The sequence below is a fragment of the Methylobacterium sp. Leaf399 genome, from assembly GCF_001424525.1.
Classification (GTDB): Bacteria; Pseudomonadota; Alphaproteobacteria; order Rhizobiales; family Beijerinckiaceae; genus Methylobacterium.
Genome location: NZ_LMQK01000003.1, coordinates 73,710 through 88,459 on the forward strand (window position 1 = coordinate 73,710; position 14,750 = coordinate 88,459).

The 14,750-nt window shown below is 71.1% G+C and carries 14 protein-coding genes; 7 read left to right on the plus strand and 7 right to left on the minus strand.

The genetic code is table 11. The features are described 5' to 3' along the window. Positions 1-193: 193 nt before the first annotated feature. A complete protein-coding gene (gene rimO / locus ASG40_RS05415) occupies positions 194-1,534 on the plus strand; it encodes a 30S ribosomal protein S12 methylthiotransferase RimO (protein WP_055882009.1) in 1,341 nt (446 codons plus the stop codon). A 77-nt stretch (positions 1,535-1,611) separates the two neighbouring features. Here the strand turns inward: rimO and ASG40_RS20260 are convergent, their stop codons facing one another. The 4 genes from ASG40_RS20260 to ASG40_RS05430 all read right to left on the minus strand — a co-directional run bounded on the left by ASG40_RS20260 (position 1,612) and on the right by ASG40_RS05430 (position 5,035). Next, positions 1,612-1,797, minus strand: a complete 186-nt coding sequence (locus tag ASG40_RS20260; RefSeq protein ID WP_082494710.1) for a DUF3606 domain-containing protein — start codon at positions 1,795-1,797, stop codon at positions 1,612-1,614. Between the two features lie 80 nt (positions 1,798-1,877). Next, entirely contained in the window at positions 1,878-2,510 is a 633-nt protein-coding gene (gene pncA / locus ASG40_RS05420; RefSeq protein ID WP_055882012.1) for a bifunctional nicotinamidase/pyrazinamidase, read from the minus strand. Between the two features lie 47 nt (positions 2,511-2,557). After that, on the minus strand, positions 2,558-3,532 hold the full coding sequence (locus tag ASG40_RS05425; protein WP_055882015.1) for a quinone oxidoreductase family protein: 975 nt from the start codon (positions 3,530-3,532) through the stop codon (positions 2,558-2,560). A gap of 111 nt (positions 3,533-3,643) precedes the next feature. Next, positions 3,644-5,035 carry a GntP family permease gene (locus ASG40_RS05430; RefSeq protein WP_055882018.1) on the minus strand — a complete coding sequence of 464 codons (1,392 nt, stop codon included), beginning with the start codon at positions 5,033-5,035 and terminating at the stop codon, positions 3,644-3,646. A 278-nt stretch (positions 5,036-5,313) separates the two neighbouring features. Between ASG40_RS05430 and ASG40_RS05435 the strand changes: the two genes are divergently transcribed. After that, entirely contained in the window at positions 5,314-6,525 is a 1,212-nt protein-coding gene (locus ASG40_RS05435; RefSeq protein ID WP_055882021.1) for an FAD-dependent monooxygenase, read from the plus strand. On the opposite strand, the gene ASG40_RS05440 is transcribed toward ASG40_RS05435, so the two are convergent. Beyond that, positions 6,526-7,797: a patatin-like phospholipase family protein gene (locus ASG40_RS05440; protein WP_082523916.1), complete on the minus strand. Its 1,272-nt coding sequence runs from the start codon at positions 7,795-7,797 to the stop codon at positions 6,526-6,528. It abuts the gene before it with no gap. A 213-nt stretch (positions 7,798-8,010) separates the two neighbouring features. Between ASG40_RS05440 and ASG40_RS05445 the strand changes: the two genes are divergently transcribed. After that, positions 8,011-9,063 carry an HpcH/HpaI aldolase/citrate lyase family protein gene (locus ASG40_RS05445; RefSeq protein WP_055882025.1) on the plus strand — a complete coding sequence of 351 codons (1,053 nt, stop codon included), beginning with the start codon at positions 8,011-8,013 and terminating at the stop codon, positions 9,061-9,063. An 82-nt stretch (positions 9,064-9,145) separates the two neighbouring features. After that, positions 9,146-9,484: a heat shock protein HspQ gene (gene hspQ, locus ASG40_RS05450; RefSeq protein WP_055882102.1), complete on the plus strand. Its 339-nt coding sequence runs from the start codon at positions 9,146-9,148 to the stop codon at positions 9,482-9,484. A gap of 174 nt (positions 9,485-9,658) precedes the next feature. On the opposite strand, the gene ASG40_RS05455 is transcribed toward hspQ, so the two are convergent. Next, positions 9,659-10,441, minus strand: a complete 783-nt coding sequence (locus ASG40_RS05455; protein WP_055882027.1) for an invasion associated locus B family protein — start codon at positions 10,439-10,441, stop codon at positions 9,659-9,661. Positions 10,442-10,791: 350 nt separating this feature from the next. Here ASG40_RS05455 and ASG40_RS05460 point away from each other — a divergent pair, with 350 nt between their 5' ends. Together ASG40_RS05460 and ASG40_RS05465 are read left to right on the plus strand one after the other, a co-directional pair. Then, positions 10,792-12,177: an AMP-binding protein gene (locus ASG40_RS05460; RefSeq protein WP_244480536.1), complete on the plus strand. Its 1,386-nt coding sequence runs from the start codon at positions 10,792-10,794 to the stop codon at positions 12,175-12,177. 290 nt (positions 12,178-12,467) lie between these two features. Next, on the plus strand, positions 12,468-12,812 hold the full coding sequence (locus tag ASG40_RS05465) for a hypothetical protein (protein WP_055882030.1): 345 nt from the start codon (positions 12,468-12,470) through the stop codon (positions 12,810-12,812). Positions 12,813-12,976: 164 nt separating this feature from the next. On the opposite strand, the gene ASG40_RS21020 is transcribed toward ASG40_RS05465, so the two are convergent. Continuing rightward, entirely contained in the window at positions 12,977-13,114 is a 138-nt protein-coding gene (locus tag ASG40_RS21020) for a hypothetical protein (RefSeq protein WP_156387570.1), read from the minus strand. A 261-nt stretch (positions 13,115-13,375) separates the two neighbouring features. On the opposite strand from ASG40_RS21020, the gene purD reads away from it, so the two are divergent. Continuing rightward, positions 13,376-14,659, plus strand: coding sequence for a phosphoribosylamine--glycine ligase (gene purD, locus ASG40_RS05470; protein WP_055882034.1), 1,284 nt, complete (start codon positions 13,376-13,378; stop codon positions 14,657-14,659). Positions 14,660-14,750: the final 91 nt, after the last annotated feature.

The following is a 14,750-nucleotide window of genomic DNA, read 5'->3' on the forward strand; positions in this document are numbered from 1 at the left end:
CGGACGGACGACCGGGGGCAGCCCCCCACCCGCCGCCGCGGCCGCGGCCAAGCTCCTGTCCGGTCATGACAAAGCGGGCCAGGCTCGCAAGATCGGACGGATGGCGCTATAGACCCTGCATCCAAATCCCGCACCCGTGCGATCGCCCCGGCCAAGCCCTTGGCGCCGATCGCGCCGTGCCCGACGAGCCATCATGACCGCATCCGTCCTGCCCACGCTCAAAGGCGCGGCCCCGAAGATCTCCTTCGTCTCCCTCGGTTGCCCGAAGGCGCTGGTGGATTCCGAGCGTATCCTCACGCACCTGCGCGCCGAGGGCTACGAGCTCTCCCGCCGCCACGACGGCGCCGACGTCGTCATCGTCAACACCTGCGGCTTCCTCGATTCGGCGAAGGCCGAGTCGCTGGCCGCGATCGGCGAGGCCATGGCCGAAAACGGCCGGGTCATCGTCACCGGCTGCATGGGCGCGCAGCCCGAGGAGATCCGGGCGAAGTATCCGAACCTTCTCGCCGTCACCGGCCCGCAGGCCTACGAATCGGTGGTGGCGGCCGTCCACGAGGCGGTGCCCCCGGCCCACGACCCGTTCTTCGACCTGGTGCCGCCGCAAGGGGTGAAGCTGACGCCGCGCCACTACGCCTACCTGAAGATTTCCGAGGGCTGCAACAACCGCTGCACCTTCTGCATCATCCCGAGCTTGCGCGGCGACCTCGTCAGCCGTCCGGCCGGCGACGTGCTGCGCGAGGCAGAGAAGCTGGTCAAGGCCGGCGTCAAGGAACTGCTGGTGGTCTCGCAGGACACCTCCGCCTACGGCGTCGACATCCGCTACGCCGCGAGCCCATGGCGGGACCGCGAGGTGCGGGCCAAATTCGCGGACCTGGCCGGCGAACTCGGGCAGCTCGGCGCCTGGGTCCGGCTCCACTACGTCTACCCCTACCCGCATGTGGACGAGGTCATCCCGCTCATGGCCGAGGGGCGTGTGCTCCCCTACCTCGACATGCCGCTCCAGCACGCGTCTCCCAGCGTGCTCAAGCGCATGCGCCGGCCCGGCAACCAGGAGCGCCAGTTGGAGCGCATCCGGCGCTGGCGCGAGGTCTGCCCGGATCTCGCCATCCGCTCGACCTTCATCGTCGGCTTTCCCGGCGAGACCGACGCCGAGTTCGAGGAGCTTCTGGCCTGGATCCGCGAAGCCAAGCTCGAGCGCGTCGGCTGCTTCGAGTTCGAGCCGGTGGGCGGCGCGGTGGCCAACGGGCTCGGCGATCCGGTCCCGCCGGAACTCAAGGCCGAGCGCAAGCGCCGGTTCATGGAGGCGCAGCAGGTGGTGTCGCTGCGCCTGCAGAAGGCCCGCATCGGCAAGCGCCTGCCCGTCATCATCGACGAGGCCGGCCCCGGCCTCGCCAAGGGCCGCTCGAAATACGACGCCCCCGAGATCGACGGCGCCGTCCACGTCACGAGCCGCCGACCGCTACGGGTCGGCGACATCGTCACCGTCAAGATCGAGCGGGCGGATGCCTACGATCTGTATGGGAGTGCGGTGTAGCGTTTGGACGCCTCAAGTCCGGAACCGGCCATGCCGTGGCCCCAGACTTGAAAGGCTGTCGGTCGCTCGTGCGGCCGCTACGGAACCGGTTTGCCCAGATGGCGAGCCACGTCCTTCACCATAGGACCGACCGCCTTTACGGCCGCCCGTAGTTGCGCTTCGGTGACGCCGAATTCCTTGCACCACCAGGTTACTTCCCAGGATTCGTTGACGTTGATGCGCTGCCGGTCGGGAGGGCCGCGCTGATCGAGATCATCAGCCATGTTTCATACCTCAAGTTGACTTTAGTGATATCGTAAACCTGAGGTGTATTTCAAGGGCGTCGGGATCGAGCGGAATTTCCTTATCCGCTTGCAATCTTCCCGCTCTCGATCCGCTCCACCCCCGCCGCCGCCATCTCACCCCACGCCCGCGCCACCGAGCCGTCGCGGTCGATCCCGCGCACGGCGTCGTCCACCACCGCCACCGCGAACCCCGCCGCCCGCGCGTCGAGCGCGCTCCAGGCGACGCAGTAGTCGGTGGCGAGCCCGCACAGCACCAATCGCGAAAACCCGCGCTCGCGCAGGGCGCCGGCGAGCCCCGTGGGGGTGCGCCGGTCGGCCTCGAGGAAGGCCGAGTAACTGTCGACATCGGGGTGGTGGCCCTTGCGGATCACCAGTTCGGCCCGGTCGGTCCTGAGATCCCGGTGGAACGCCGCCCCGGCCGATCCCTGCACGCAATGGTCCGGCCACAGCACCTGGGTGCCGTAGGGGAGCGCCACCGCCTCGAAGGCTGCCCGGCCGGGATGGCTGGAGGCGAAGGAGACGTGGCCGGCCGGGTGCCAGTCCTGTGTCAGGACCACGTGGGGGGCCGCCCCGATCAGCCGGTTGATCGGGGCGATCACCGCGTCGCCGTCCGGCACGGCGAGAGCCCCGCCGGGGAGGAAATCCACCTGCACGTCGATGACCAGGAGGAGGTCTGTGCCGGTCCAGGCCATGGTTTGCGGACTCTCGGCGTGCGGGTTCTCGGCGTGCGGGCTTTCGGTCAGGGGATCATCACCGTGGCGCCGGTGGTCTTGCGGCCGGCCAGATCCCGGTGGACCTGCTGGGCTTCGGCCAGCGGCGCCTGGGAATGGACCGGGATCTTCACGGCGCCGTTGCCCACCACCGAGAACAGGTTGGCGGCCATGGAATCGAGCACGTCGCGGTGGCTCGAATAGGCGAACAGCGAGGGCCGGGTGGCGTAGAGGCAGCCCTTGGTGTTGAGCAGCGCGATGTCGAAGGGCGGGATCGGCCCCGAGGCCGAGCCGAAGCTCGCGAACAGGCCGAGCGGGCTGATGCAGTCCAGCGAGGCCGGGAAGGTGTCCTTGCCGACGCCGTCGTAGACCACCGGCACGCCCTTGCCCTTGGTGATCTCCTTCACCTTGGCGGCGAAATCCTCGTCCCGGTAGAGGATGACGTGGTCGCAGCCGTTGGCGCGGGCGAGCTCCGCCTTCTCGGCCGAGCCGACGGTGCCGATGACGGTGGCGCCGAGGTGCTTGGCCCATTGGCAGGCGATGAGACCGACGCCGCCGGCGGCGGCGTGGAACAGGATCGTGTCGCCGGCCTTCACCTTGTAGGTCCGGTGCAGCAGGTACTCGGCGGTGAGGCCTTTCAGCATCATCGCGGCGGCGGTGACGTCGTCGACCCGCTCGGAGAGATGCACGGCCGCGCTCGCCTCGATCACCACCTCCTCGGCGTAGGTGTTGGCGGCCGAGCCGTAGGCGACGCGCTCGCCGACCCGGAAGCCGGTGACGCCCTCCCCGAGCGAGACGATGACGCCCGCGCCCTCCTTGCCGGGGGTGAAGGGCAGGGCGGCGGCCTTGTAGGCGCCCGAGCGGAAGTAGATGTCGATGAAGTTGACGCCGATGGCGGTCTGCCGGACCCGGACTTGGCCGGGACCGGGCTCGGGCAGCGTCACCTCCTCCAGCCGCATCACCTCGGGGCCGCCGTACTCGTGAACCCGGATCGCCTTGGTCATGGTCGCGTCCTCTTCAGTGCTGGTGAGGGCTCATATAGGGCATGGGCGCGGGGACAAGGTGGGCGGCGTGGTTCGGGAGCTCGTGAGTTCGGGACTTGCCCTCCCCTCGCCTCACACGATCCCCGTCGCATAAAACACTCCGATCACCACGAACACCGCTACGGTTTTCAGCATCGTGATCGCGAAAATGTCGGCATAGGCCTGGCGGTGGGTGAGGCCGGTCACCGCGAGCAGGGTGATGACGGCGCCGTTGTGGGGCAGGGTGTCCATGCCGCCGCTGGCCATGGCGGCCACCCGATGGAGCACCTCCATCGGGATCTGCGCGGTCTGCGCCGCCGCGATGAAGGTCGAGGACATGGCGGCCAGCGCGATGCTCAGGCCCCCCGAGGCCGAGCCGGTGATGCCGGCAAGTGCGGTCACCGTCACCGCCTCGTTGATCAGTGGGTCGGGGATGGCCGAGAGCGCCTCGCGGATGGCGAGGAAGCCCGGCAGGGCCGCGATGACGGCCCCGAACCCGTATTCGGAGGCGGTGTTCAGGGCGGCCAGCAGAGAGCCCGCCACCGCCGCCTTGCTGCCCTGCGCGAAGCCTGAGGCCACCGGCTTCCAGGCGAAGGCGAACACCGTGGCGATCCCGAGGAGCAGCGCCAGTTCCACCGCCCAGATCGCGGTGACCTGGGTGGTGGTCGTCACGATCGGCTTGTCGAGGCCCGCCAGCGTGGTCTCGACCGTGGGGCCGTAGAGGCGCGGGATCAGCGCGGTGAAGGCGAGGTTGGACAGGCCCACGACGACGAGCGGCAGGAGCGCGACGGCCGGATGCGCCAGGGCCTCGTCGGCGAGGGCGGCCGGCTCGTTGGCGTGGCCGCTGCCGTAGCCTTCGCCCGCGCGCCGGGCGGAGGCGATGCGCCGATCGAGATAGAGGACGCCCAGCGTCAGGATGAAGGCGGCGCCGATCAGCCCGAGCCAGGGCGCGGCCCAGGTGGTGGTGTTGAAGAAGGTGGTGGGGATGATGTTCTGGATCTGCGGCGTGCCCGGCAGCGCGTCCATGGTGTAGGAGAATGCGCCAAGGGCGATGGTGCCGGGAATCAGGCGCTTGGGGATGTCGCTGAGCCGAAACGCCTCGGCCGCGAACGGATAGACCGCGAACACCACCACGAACAGCGAGACGCCGCCGTAGGTGAGCAGGTTGCACACCAGCACGATCGAGAGCACCGCCCGGCGCGGGCCGACGAGGTCGATCACCGCGGTGACGATGGCGCGCGAAAACCCCGACAGCTCGATGACCTTGCCGAACACCGCGCCGAGCAGGAACACCGGCAGGTAGAGTTTCACGAAGCCGACGAGCTTGTCCATGAACAGCCCGCTGAACACGGGCAGCACCGCGGACGGATCGGTGAGGAGCACCGCGGCCAACGCCGCGACCGGCGCGAACAGGATGACGGAAAAGCCGCGATAGGCCACCAGCATCAGGAACCCGAGGGCCAGGAGCGCGATGGCGAGGTTCACGGGGTTCCCTCCTGCGGCGTCTTCGTCGTGCCGAAGCGTAACGGCGCCTTCCGCCCAGGGTTGCGTCGCGGAAGGCCAGGATGTCGCGCAATCGTGGGGCTTGAAGCGGGCGGGCGATGGCCATCTCTTCGGATAAGGCGTGGCTCTCCTCATCCTTGTGGGGAGACGTCGGAGGCGGGGGTGGCCGGGTGACCCTCCTCCGGAGGCCAGCGGACCCCCCCGCCCTCGATCCCGCCCCGCGAGGGGGGACGCGCGTTCAGGTTGGAGGCTAGAAGCCCATGACATCCCCTCCCCGCTTCGAGGCCGCCGTGGTCGGTGCCGGTGCGGTCGGCCTGTGTGCCGCCCTGGCGCTGGCGCGCGACGGCGTCGCCACCGCCCTGATCGGGCGGCACGGCGCGGTGGCCGACGGCCGGACCGTCGCCCTCCTCGACGGATCGGTGCGTTTCCTCGACGCGCTCGGCGCCTGGGCGGCGATCGCCCCTCACGCCGCGCCGCTGGCCGAACTCCACATCGTCGACGACACCGGCAGCCTGTTCCGGCCTCCGCCGGCGCGTTTCGTCGCCACCGAGATCGGTCTCGAGGCCTTCGGCTGGAACGTCGAGAGTGCCCGGCTGGTCGCCTCCCTGCGCGACGTGGCGCGGACCGCGGCCAACCTCACCCTGGTCGAGGCCGATGCGGCCGACCTCGAGACGGGGGTGGATGCCGCCACCGTGCGCCTGGCCGACGGCAGCGGTATCGCCGCCCGGCTCGTGGTCGCCGCCGACGGCGGACGCTCCGTCATGCGCAGGAGCGCCGGCATCCGGGAACGGACCTGGTCCTATCCCCAGGCGGCGATCACCACGCTGCTGGCCCACGACCGGCCGCACCGGGACGTCTCCACCGAGTTCCACACCCGCCAGGGGCCGTTCACCCTGGTGCCCCTGCCCGGCGGCCATCGCTCCAGCCTCGTCTGGGTGACCGCCGAGATGGCGGCCCGGCGCCTGTCGGAACTCGACGACGACGCCCTGGCCCAGGCGATCGAGACCCAGGCGCAGGCGATGCTCGGGGCCATGCGCATCGACGGGCCGCGCGGCCTCGTGCCGATGCGCGGCCTCTCCGTGGCGAGCCCGGTGGCCGACCGGCTGGCGCTGGTGGGCGAGGCCGCCCACGTCTTCCCGCCGATCGGGGCACAGGGGCTGAACCTCGGCCTTCGCGATGCGGCGGCGCTGCGCGATGCGGTGCTCGGCGCCCGCTCCGACGGACGCGATCCCGGCTCGCGCCAGGCGCTCGCGGGTTTTGCCCGCTCGCGCTCCCGCGATGCGCGGCTGCGGACCGCGGCCGTGGACCTCCTCAACCGCAGCCTGCTCACCGGTCTCGTGCCGGTGGACGCCCTGCGGGGCATCGGCCTGATCGCCATGACCTCGATCGCGCCCCTGCGGCGCATCGTGATGCGCGAGGGCGTGCTGCCGCGCATGGGCGCGCCGGCCCTGATGCGGGCCGGCGCGGGCTGATCAGCGAACGGCGATGTCCCGGCGCGGGGCCGTCTCCGGGCGCGGGGAAAGGTCCGGGCGCGGCAGCGGCCGCAGCGAGCTCGTGGCGCCGTGTGCCTCCTCCTGCATGAAGGCGGTGCCGGCCCGCCCCAGGGCGGCGCCGTGGGCGAACAGCGCCCGCATGTAGGCCCCGTCGAAGGGCACCGTGCTCGTCTTCGTGAAGCGGCCGTCGATCTGGGCCACCTTGAGCGCGATGCCTTCGCGGACAGCGAAGGTGCGCGCCACGGCCAGCGCCATGCGGGTCTGGGCCTTGATGGCGGCCGACATCGCGCGCCCGAGCACGCTCAGGGTGCTGCGGCTCGCCATCTGGAAGTCCGGGCTCAGCCGGTTGTTGATCACGAGGTAGACCGTCTGCGTCGGCAGCCGCAGGGTGTCGCCCAGCAGGGCCGCCTCCGGCGCGAGGTAGAACGGGGCCATGGTCCCGCCGTCGGCGTGCATGTCCTGGAACGCCTTGCCGTCCTGCCCCCGCTCCTCGATCAGCACCGGCGGAAAAACGCCGGGCACCGCCGCCGAGGCCAGGATGACCGAGCGGAACAGGGCGAGCGCCTTGGGGCCCCCGGCGGTGGCGATGGCGCCCATGTCCCACAGAACCGGGCGCTCGGCGTCCACCGCCGTGGTCGCCACCAGCAGGCGCCTGCCCCTCGCGTGCTCGGCCGCCACGGCCTTGAGGAGGTCGGTCGTCACCGACCGGTCGATCCGCCGCTTGAGCGGCCAGGTGTCGGTGAGCGACATCGGGGTCGCCCCGAACTCGAACACGTCCGCGGCCGAGACCTCCGTGTAGGCCTTGGCCAGCGTCGCGTCCTCGCTGGCGCCCACGAAGGCGAAGGGCGCGATCATCGCGCCGGTACTCACCCCGGTGATCACGCCGAAGGAGGGCCGCTCACCCGAAGCGCTCCAGCCGGTGAGGAGGCCGGCCGCGAAGGCGCCGTTCTCGCCGCCGCCCGACATCACCAGCCAGGGGTCGCTCGCCCGGGAGGCTCCGTCGATCAGGGCCTGGAAAGCGGCGGGATCGTCGCCGGCGATCCGCACGCCGGTCAGGCCGTCGGGCTGCGCGGCGGCCGCCTCGCCGGCCGTGAAGGCGACCCTCTCGGCCGGTTTCTGCCGCTCGGCGGGGCCGGCCTCGACCGATACGCTCGCCGCGAGCGAGAGGGAGCCCGCAATGACCCCGGCCGTGAGCCACGCCGTCCTGCGAGCGCGCCGCGCCGGGGCGGGTCGATTGGTCGATCCGGACATCGCCTGATCCTCGTTCACGCCACCCGCCCTGATTGGCAAAACGCAAGGTCGCAACGGCGGTTCCGGGGCGAGGCGGCCGGCGGCCCCCGCGTGGTTCCCGGTGTGCGAAAACGCATCCGTTCTTTGACCTGGGGGGCGAGCATGAACTAACCGCTGACGGAGGAGGCGGGGGTGCCCGCCGTTCCGATCCCGCCCCACGGAGCCAGAGCCCCGATGAAACTGCCGCGCCGCTTCTTCCAGCCCCTCGCCACCGGTGCGCCGGCACCGTTTCGCGACCTGCCCGTCAAGCTCGAGCGGATGATCCACTTCGTGCCGCCCCACAACGACAAGGTCCGTGCCCGGGTGCCCGAACTCGCGGCCACCGTCGACGTGGTGCTCGGCAACCTCGAGGACGCGGTGCCGGTCGACCAGAAGGAGGCCGCCCGCAAGGGCTTCGTCGCCATGGCGCAGGCCACGGATTTCGCGGCTTCCGGCACCGGCCTGTGGACGCGCATCAACGCCCTGAACAGCCCTTGGATTCTCGACGACCTGTTCGAGATCGTGTCCCAGGTGGGGGATAAGCTCGACGTGGTGATGGTGCCCAAGGTCGAGGGGCCGTGGGACATCCACTACATCGACCAGCTGCTGGCCCAGCTCGAGGCCAAGCACGGCGTCACCAAGCCCATCCTCGTCCATGCCATCCTGGAGACGGCCGAGGGCGTGGCCAACGTCGACGCCATCGCGAGCGCGTCGCCGCGCATGCACGGTATGAGCCTGGGGCCGGCCGATCTCGCGGCCTCGCGCGGCATGAAGACCACCCGCGTCGGCGGCGGGCATCCCGACTACCGGGTCATCGCCGACCCGACCACGGACGGCGCCGCCCGGGCCAGCGCCCAGCAGGACCTATGGCACTACACCATCGCGAAGATGGTCGACGCCTGCATGGCCAACGGCCTCAAGGCGTTCTACGGCCCGTTCGGCGACTTCTCCGACGGCGATGCCTGCGAGGCCCAGTTCCGCAACGCCTTCCTGATGGGCTGCGCCGGAGCCTGGACGCTGCACCCCAACCAGGTCGCCATCGCCAAGCGCGTGTTCGCGCCCGATCCGGCCGAGGTCGCCTTCGCCGTGCGCATCGTCGAGGCGATGCCCGACGGCACCGGCGCGGTGATGCTCGACGGCAAGATGCAGGACGACGCCACCTGGAAGCAGGCCAAGGTCATCGTCGATCTCGCCAAGCTGGTCGCCGAGAAGGACCCGGACCTGGCCAAGACCTACAACCTGGGCTGACGCGCGGCGCCGGACGACGACCTGGTCGCACGATGACAGGACGCGTCCGGCGCCTTATCTGACCTTCATGATCGACACGACGATGACAGCCCCCGCGATGAGAACCGCCAAATTCGGCCTCGGCGCCGTGGTCCGCCACCGCATCTATCCGTTCCGCGGCGTCGTCTTCGACGTCGACCCGGTGTTCGACAACACCGAGGAATGGTGGCTGGCGATCCCCGAGGAGATGCGCCCGCGCAAGGACCAGCCGTTCTACCACCTCTTCGCCGAGAACGCGGAGAGCGAGTACGTCGCCTACGTCTCCGAACAGAACCTCGTGCACGACACCTCCGGCGAGGCCCTGCGCCACACCGGCATCGCCGAGGTGTTCGAGCGGGATGCGAACGGCGGCTACCGAATGCGGGAACGGCAGGCGAATTGATACGGTTCGCCGCTTGGACAAAGCGGGAGCCGTATCACCGAGCCCACGCGGCGCCTGAGTACGGATGGGGCGCCCCTCGATCGAGGCGGGCCTCCGCTATCGGGCATGCCGACACAAGAGAGGCCGGGCGATCCGCCCGGCCTCTCTTTCGTTCACGTTCAAACGTCACGCAGATCAGGGCTTGGGAGCCGCTGCGGGTGCCGGGGCGGCCGTGCCGCCGGCGGCGTTCTGCTGCTCGAGCTTCTTGCGCATGTCGTCGCTGCGCTTCTCGAGCTCGCTCTGGAGCTTCTTCTGCTGCTCCTCGAGCACCTTCGGATCCATCGCCGGGCCGTCGAAGGCCTTGCCGAAGCCGGTGAGCGGCACGGCGAAGGTGACCTCGCGCTGGGTCTGGTTCTGGACGCTGACGTTGAGGAGCGTGCCCTTCTTCATGGCCGCGATCAGCTCGTTGCCGACGCCGCCGGCCTCCGCGAAGCAGCCGTTGGGGAAGCAGACCGCGAACTTGCCGGCGGTGCCCTGCTGGCCGTCGACGGTGAAGCGGATGCCCGGCTGCAGCAGCAGGCCGAGCGGCATGAGGTAGCGCACCACGCGCACCTCCTGCTTCGTCTGCGAGTTCTTCATGTCGTAGACGGCCACCGCCAGCACCGGCTGGCCCTGGTCCGAGACGAAGTCGCGGGTGGTGTAGCAGACGTCGGTGCCGCTGCCCTGGTCCTTGCCGCAGACCTTGGTCCACTCGGTCTGGGAGGGCTCGGACTTCACGTTGATGGTCTGGGGCCCGGTCTGGGCGGCGGGCGTCTGGGCGGCGCCCTGGCCCGGCGGGGGCGCGGTGGGGGCGGGCGCGGTCGGCGCCGCCTTGCCCTTGGGCGCCGGCGCCTGGGCGAGGGCCGGCCCGGCCAGGCCCGCGAGGGCGAGGACGGCGGCGATGCGCAGCGGGCGCGCGGACTGGTTGGCGAAGAACATCAGCTCTGACCCCTCGAGGAGATAGTGAAGCGGCGCGCCGGAGCGCACGATACCGGCTGGCCGGCCGGCCGCCTGTCGCGGCCGATGCGGAACCGGACCACCCTTGCGCCGACGGATGCGCAGCGATGGCTCCGCGCGAATCTGTGGACAGATCGCGCGACTGAACGGGCGGCCTGCTTTCCTTCCGAATGCGGCGAAGACATGACACCGGCGCCGTTCCTGGCCCAGGCGCCGCCTCATGGCAATCACCCACGGCCCTCCGGGACGCCTCCATCGCGAGGCGAGTCCGTTAAGCCCGGCTTAACCCTGACGCGCCATCACGGGGGGAGACTTCCGCGAGCGAGGGACCGGTGTCGGCGCAGCCCGTGATCATCACGACGCCCCGCGACCGTCCCGGTTCGCCGGCTCCGGCCCGGCGGACGCCGATGGCCGGCGAGTCGCCGCCGCGACCCCGCCCCGCCCCCGCCACCCGCGACCCCGCGGCGGAGGCCGTCGCGGCACCGCCGCCCGCTCCCGATCCGGCGCCCGCCGGCCGCCTGGGCCTCTGCGCCCTCCTGGCCGAGACGGCCCACGTCCATCCCCACCGGGTCGCCTTCGTCGATCCGGCCGACAAGCGGGCCTGGAGCGGGCGCGCGCCCATCACCTGGACCTATGCCGCCGCCACCGAGATCGTTTCGCGGCTGGCCAACGGATTGCGGACCTGGCGCCTGCCGAAGGGGAGCCGCATCGGCCTGTCCCTGGCCGGCGGGGCCGAGAGCGCGCTCGCCTATCTCGCCATCGAGGCGGCGGGGCATTGCCCCTGCCTGCTGCCGCCCGGCTGGAGCGAGGACGACCTCGTCGCCGGTGTCCAGGCCGCCGGGATCGCCGCCGTCCTCTGCCAGGCCCGGGCCGGGAACGCGGCGCCGGCCGAGACCATGCGCCGGGTCGCCTTGCGCTACTTCGGCCTGCGCTACCTCGCCGCCTTCGGACCCGACGTGCCCGACGGCGTCATCAGCCTCGACGGGATGGCCCTCGACGGCACCGGCGGCCCCTTCGCCGCGCAGGCCGCCGGCGGCCTCGTCAGCTTCGCCGGCGGCGATCCGGCGAGGCCCGTCCACCGCTCGGGCAACGCCCTTCTCGCCGCCATCGCCCTTCACCACACCCGGATCGGGATCGCCCCGGGCGAGCGCATCCTCAGCCTGCTGCCGTTCAGCGACCTGCGCGCCGTGGTCACCGGCCTCGGGACGGCGCTCACGGGCGGAGCCGGCCTCGAAACCCTCCCGGTCTTCTCCGCCCTGCCCTTCGCCGAGACGCTGGCGCGGCCGTTGCCGACCCACCTCGTCGCCCCGGCCGGCTTGGAGCGGAACCTCGCCGCCAGCCGGCTGCCCGACACCCTGCGGTCGTGCAGCCTCGTCCACCGGGCGCCGTCCGCCTTCCCGGCCCGCGCCCTGGCCGCGGACGGCGCCCACCCGGTGATCGACGTGGTCGCCTTCGACGAGGTCGCCCTCCTGTCGGGCACCCGCGGTCGCGACGACGTCCTGCGGACCCTGGCCGACCCCGAGAGGTCGCCCCTGCCCGATGCGCTGATCGCGATCCGGGCCGAGGAGGACGGGCGCCTCGCCTTCCGCGGCGAGGCCTGCCGCACCGCACTGCTGCAGCGCGGCAACAGTCCCGAGAAAACCGCCGAGGCCTGGTCGGAAACCCGGTTCCGCGCCACCGTGCGGGCGGGCCGCGTCACTGCGCTGACCCTCGGCTGACCCTCGCCCGATCGTCCGGTCCGCCGCATCCGCGAGAATGGCGCCCGGCCTCCGTGGTGGCCGGCCATCGGCGGCTGTCGCCTGCGGCGACGATGAGAAAACCTGCGTCGCCAGGGTATTGCGTCCGGGCCATCGTGCGTCGGGCGAAAGACGGCGCGCGGTTCAGGCCCCGGTCATCATCACGGCAGCAATGTGAATTTCGGAGCGTGGCCGGCGAACCGAATGCGGCCATGTGTGTTGTCACACGTATCCCTTTCCAAGGGACCGGCGATGGAATATCCCTGATCCTCATGAGTGCGCTGCAGCAAGTGCTGGTCGTCGATGATGGTCACCGTGCCATCGACCACTCCCTGGCCGGGGATCTGGCCGAACTCGGTTACGCCAGTGTGACGGCGTCCCTCGAGGCGGCGCAGGACGTCCTGGCGGTGATCGCACGTCCCGCTGCGGTCCTTCTCCAGACCTCGTCCCGCCGCGATCCCGCGCACGCCATCCTCGCCGACCGCCTGCGCGACCAGATGCGCCACGCCGGCATCCCCGTCATCGTCGTCGACGAGACCTTCGCCGGCCAGGCGGGCGGCACCATCGATCTGCAAAGCCGCATCGGACCCTACGTCCTCAACGAGCCGGATCTGTAACCGACGCGAACGGATGTGCGTCTCGTCCGGCTGTCGGACCGGAGGCTCGATGGCGAGGCGGGGGAAAACGTAAGAGAGCGCTCGATGCCGAGCCGAGCACGCCGGTCGATGCGTCTATCCGAGCCGGATCGTCACCGACCTCAAGAGCGTGACGATGGCGGCAATCAGAACGACATCGCCAGCAGTACGGCAGCCGATATGATCGGCGCGAGGCCGATCACGACGGCCCATGGCCATAGGGAACCGCCCGTCATCCAGCGATTGTCGTTGGCGGCGCGTGGTGGGCCGGTCCAGTCGGTCACGCAGTGGGACAACCGGAAACCATTGCCCTTGCGGGGCACCGTCGAATTCGGGAGGGGACGGCGACATCCTGGCATAGCCGAAATCAACGCGCGCTCGCGGGAAGCGTTCCGTCGCCCGCAGGCCGCCGATCGGGCCTCCCTGCCATCGCCGCCGCGACGGTTCCCCGCTGGCGTTTCGATGATAGATGCGATGTCGGGGCGGGACGAGGCCGCGCCGGTGGTGCCGGGACCTCCGAACCGATCGGGAGACCATTCGAGCTCATGAACATCCTATTGATCGGTTCGGGCGGGCGCGAGCACGCCCTGGCCCTGGCCCTGGCCAAGAGCCCGCTGTGCGAGCGCCTGTTCACGGCGCCGGGCAATCCCGGTACCGCCACCGTGGGCGAGAATCGGCCCGGCCTGACCGTGTCCGATCATGCCGCCATCCTCGGCTTCTGCCAAGCCGAGGCCATCGGCCTCGTGGTGATCGGGCCGGAGGTGCCCCTCGTGGCCGGTCTCGTCGACGACCTGAAGGCCGCTGGCATCCGCGCCTTCGGGCCGAGCCGGGCGGCGGCGCGCCTCGAAGGCTCGAAGGGGTTCACGAAGGACCTGTGCGCCGAGCGCGGCATCCCCACGGCCGCCTTCGCCCGGTTCACGCAAATCGACCCCGCCCTCGCCTATCTCGCCGCGCGCGGCGCTCCGATCGTGGTCAAGGCAGACGGGCTCGCCGCGGGCAAGGGCGTGGTGGTCGCCGAGACGATGGAGCAGGCCCGCGCCGCGGTCCTGGCCATGCTCGCCGACGAAGGCGCCGAGATCGTCATCGAGGAATGCCTGTTCGGGGAGGAGGCGAGCGTCTTCGCCCTGTGCGACGGCACCCGGGCGGTGGCGATCGGCACCGCCCAGGACCACAAGCGTGCGTTCGACGGCGACCGCGGCCCCAACACCGGCGGCATGGGCGCCTATTCTCCCGCCACCGTCCTCACGCCCGCCCTGGAGCGGGAGGTGATGGAGACGATCGTCGCCCCGACGCTGGACGGCATGCGCGACCGCGGCACCCCCTTCGTCGGCATCCTCTACGCCGGGCTGATGCTCACGGCCGAGGGCCCCAAGCTCATCGAGTACAACACCCGCTTCGGCGATCCCGAGGCGCAGGTGCTGATGCCGCGCCTCACGAGCGACCTCGTGCCGGCCCTGGTGGCCGCCTGCGACGGCGACGTCTCGGGCGTCGAGATCGCCTTCGACCGCCACCGGGCCGCCCTCACGGTGGTGATGGCGGCGGCCGGCTATCCCGGCACGGTGGTGCGGGGCTCGCAGATCCGTGGCGTCGAGGCGCTGCGGGACGATCCCGACGTCGTCGTCTTCCATGCCGGAACCCGCCTGGAGAACGGCCGGCTCCTGGCCGACGGCGGCCGCGTCCTGGCGGTGACGGCGCTGGGCGCCACCATGCTGGAGGCGCAGGCCAGGGCCTATGCCGCCATCGGCCGGATCGATTGGCCGGAGGGGTTCTGCCGCCGCGACATCGGCCGGCGCGCCGTGGCCCGCGAGCTCGCCGGGGACGGGATCTGATAAGGTCTCCGCTTGATGAAAGCGGTGACCTTATCAGCAAGCCCGCGCGGCGCCTGAGCGAAGCCCATTTCCGCATCACGAAGTGATCAAC

Excerpts from the sequence above, each read along its gene's own strand:
- ASG40_RS20260 (WP_082494710.1), bottom strand. The coding sequence starts at position 1,797 with ATGGCTGATGATCTCGATCAGCGCGGCCCTCCCGACCGGCAGCGCATC.
- ASG40_RS05445 (WP_055882025.1), top strand. The coding sequence starts at position 8,011 with ATGAAACTGCCGCGCCGCTTCTTCCAGCCCCTCGCCACCGGTGCGCCG.
- rimO (WP_055882009.1), top strand. The coding sequence starts at position 194 with ATGACCGCATCCGTCCTGCCCACGCTCAAAGGCGCGGCCCCGAAGATC.
- ASG40_RS05425 (WP_055882015.1), bottom strand. The coding sequence starts at position 3,532 with ATGACCAAGGCGATCCGGGTTCACGAGTACGGCGGCCCCGAGGTGATG.
- hspQ (WP_055882102.1), top strand. The coding sequence starts at position 9,146 with ATGACAGCCCCCGCGATGAGAACCGCCAAATTCGGCCTCGGCGCCGTG.
- pncA (WP_055882012.1), bottom strand. The coding sequence starts at position 2,510 with ATGGCCTGGACCGGCACAGACCTCCTCCTGGTCATCGACGTGCAGGTG.
- ASG40_RS05435 (WP_055882021.1), top strand. The coding sequence starts at position 5,314 with ATGACATCCCCTCCCCGCTTCGAGGCCGCCGTGGTCGGTGCCGGTGCG.
- ASG40_RS05455 (WP_055882027.1), bottom strand. The coding sequence starts at position 10,441 with ATGTTCTTCGCCAACCAGTCCGCGCGCCCGCTGCGCATCGCCGCCGTC.
- ASG40_RS05465 (WP_055882030.1), top strand. The coding sequence starts at position 12,468 with ATGAGTGCGCTGCAGCAAGTGCTGGTCGTCGATGATGGTCACCGTGCC.
- purD (WP_055882034.1), top strand. The coding sequence starts at position 13,376 with ATGAACATCCTATTGATCGGTTCGGGCGGGCGCGAGCACGCCCTGGCC.
- ASG40_RS05440 (WP_082523916.1), bottom strand. The coding sequence starts at position 7,797 with ATGTCCGGATCGACCAATCGACCCGCCCCGGCGCGGCGCGCTCGCAGG.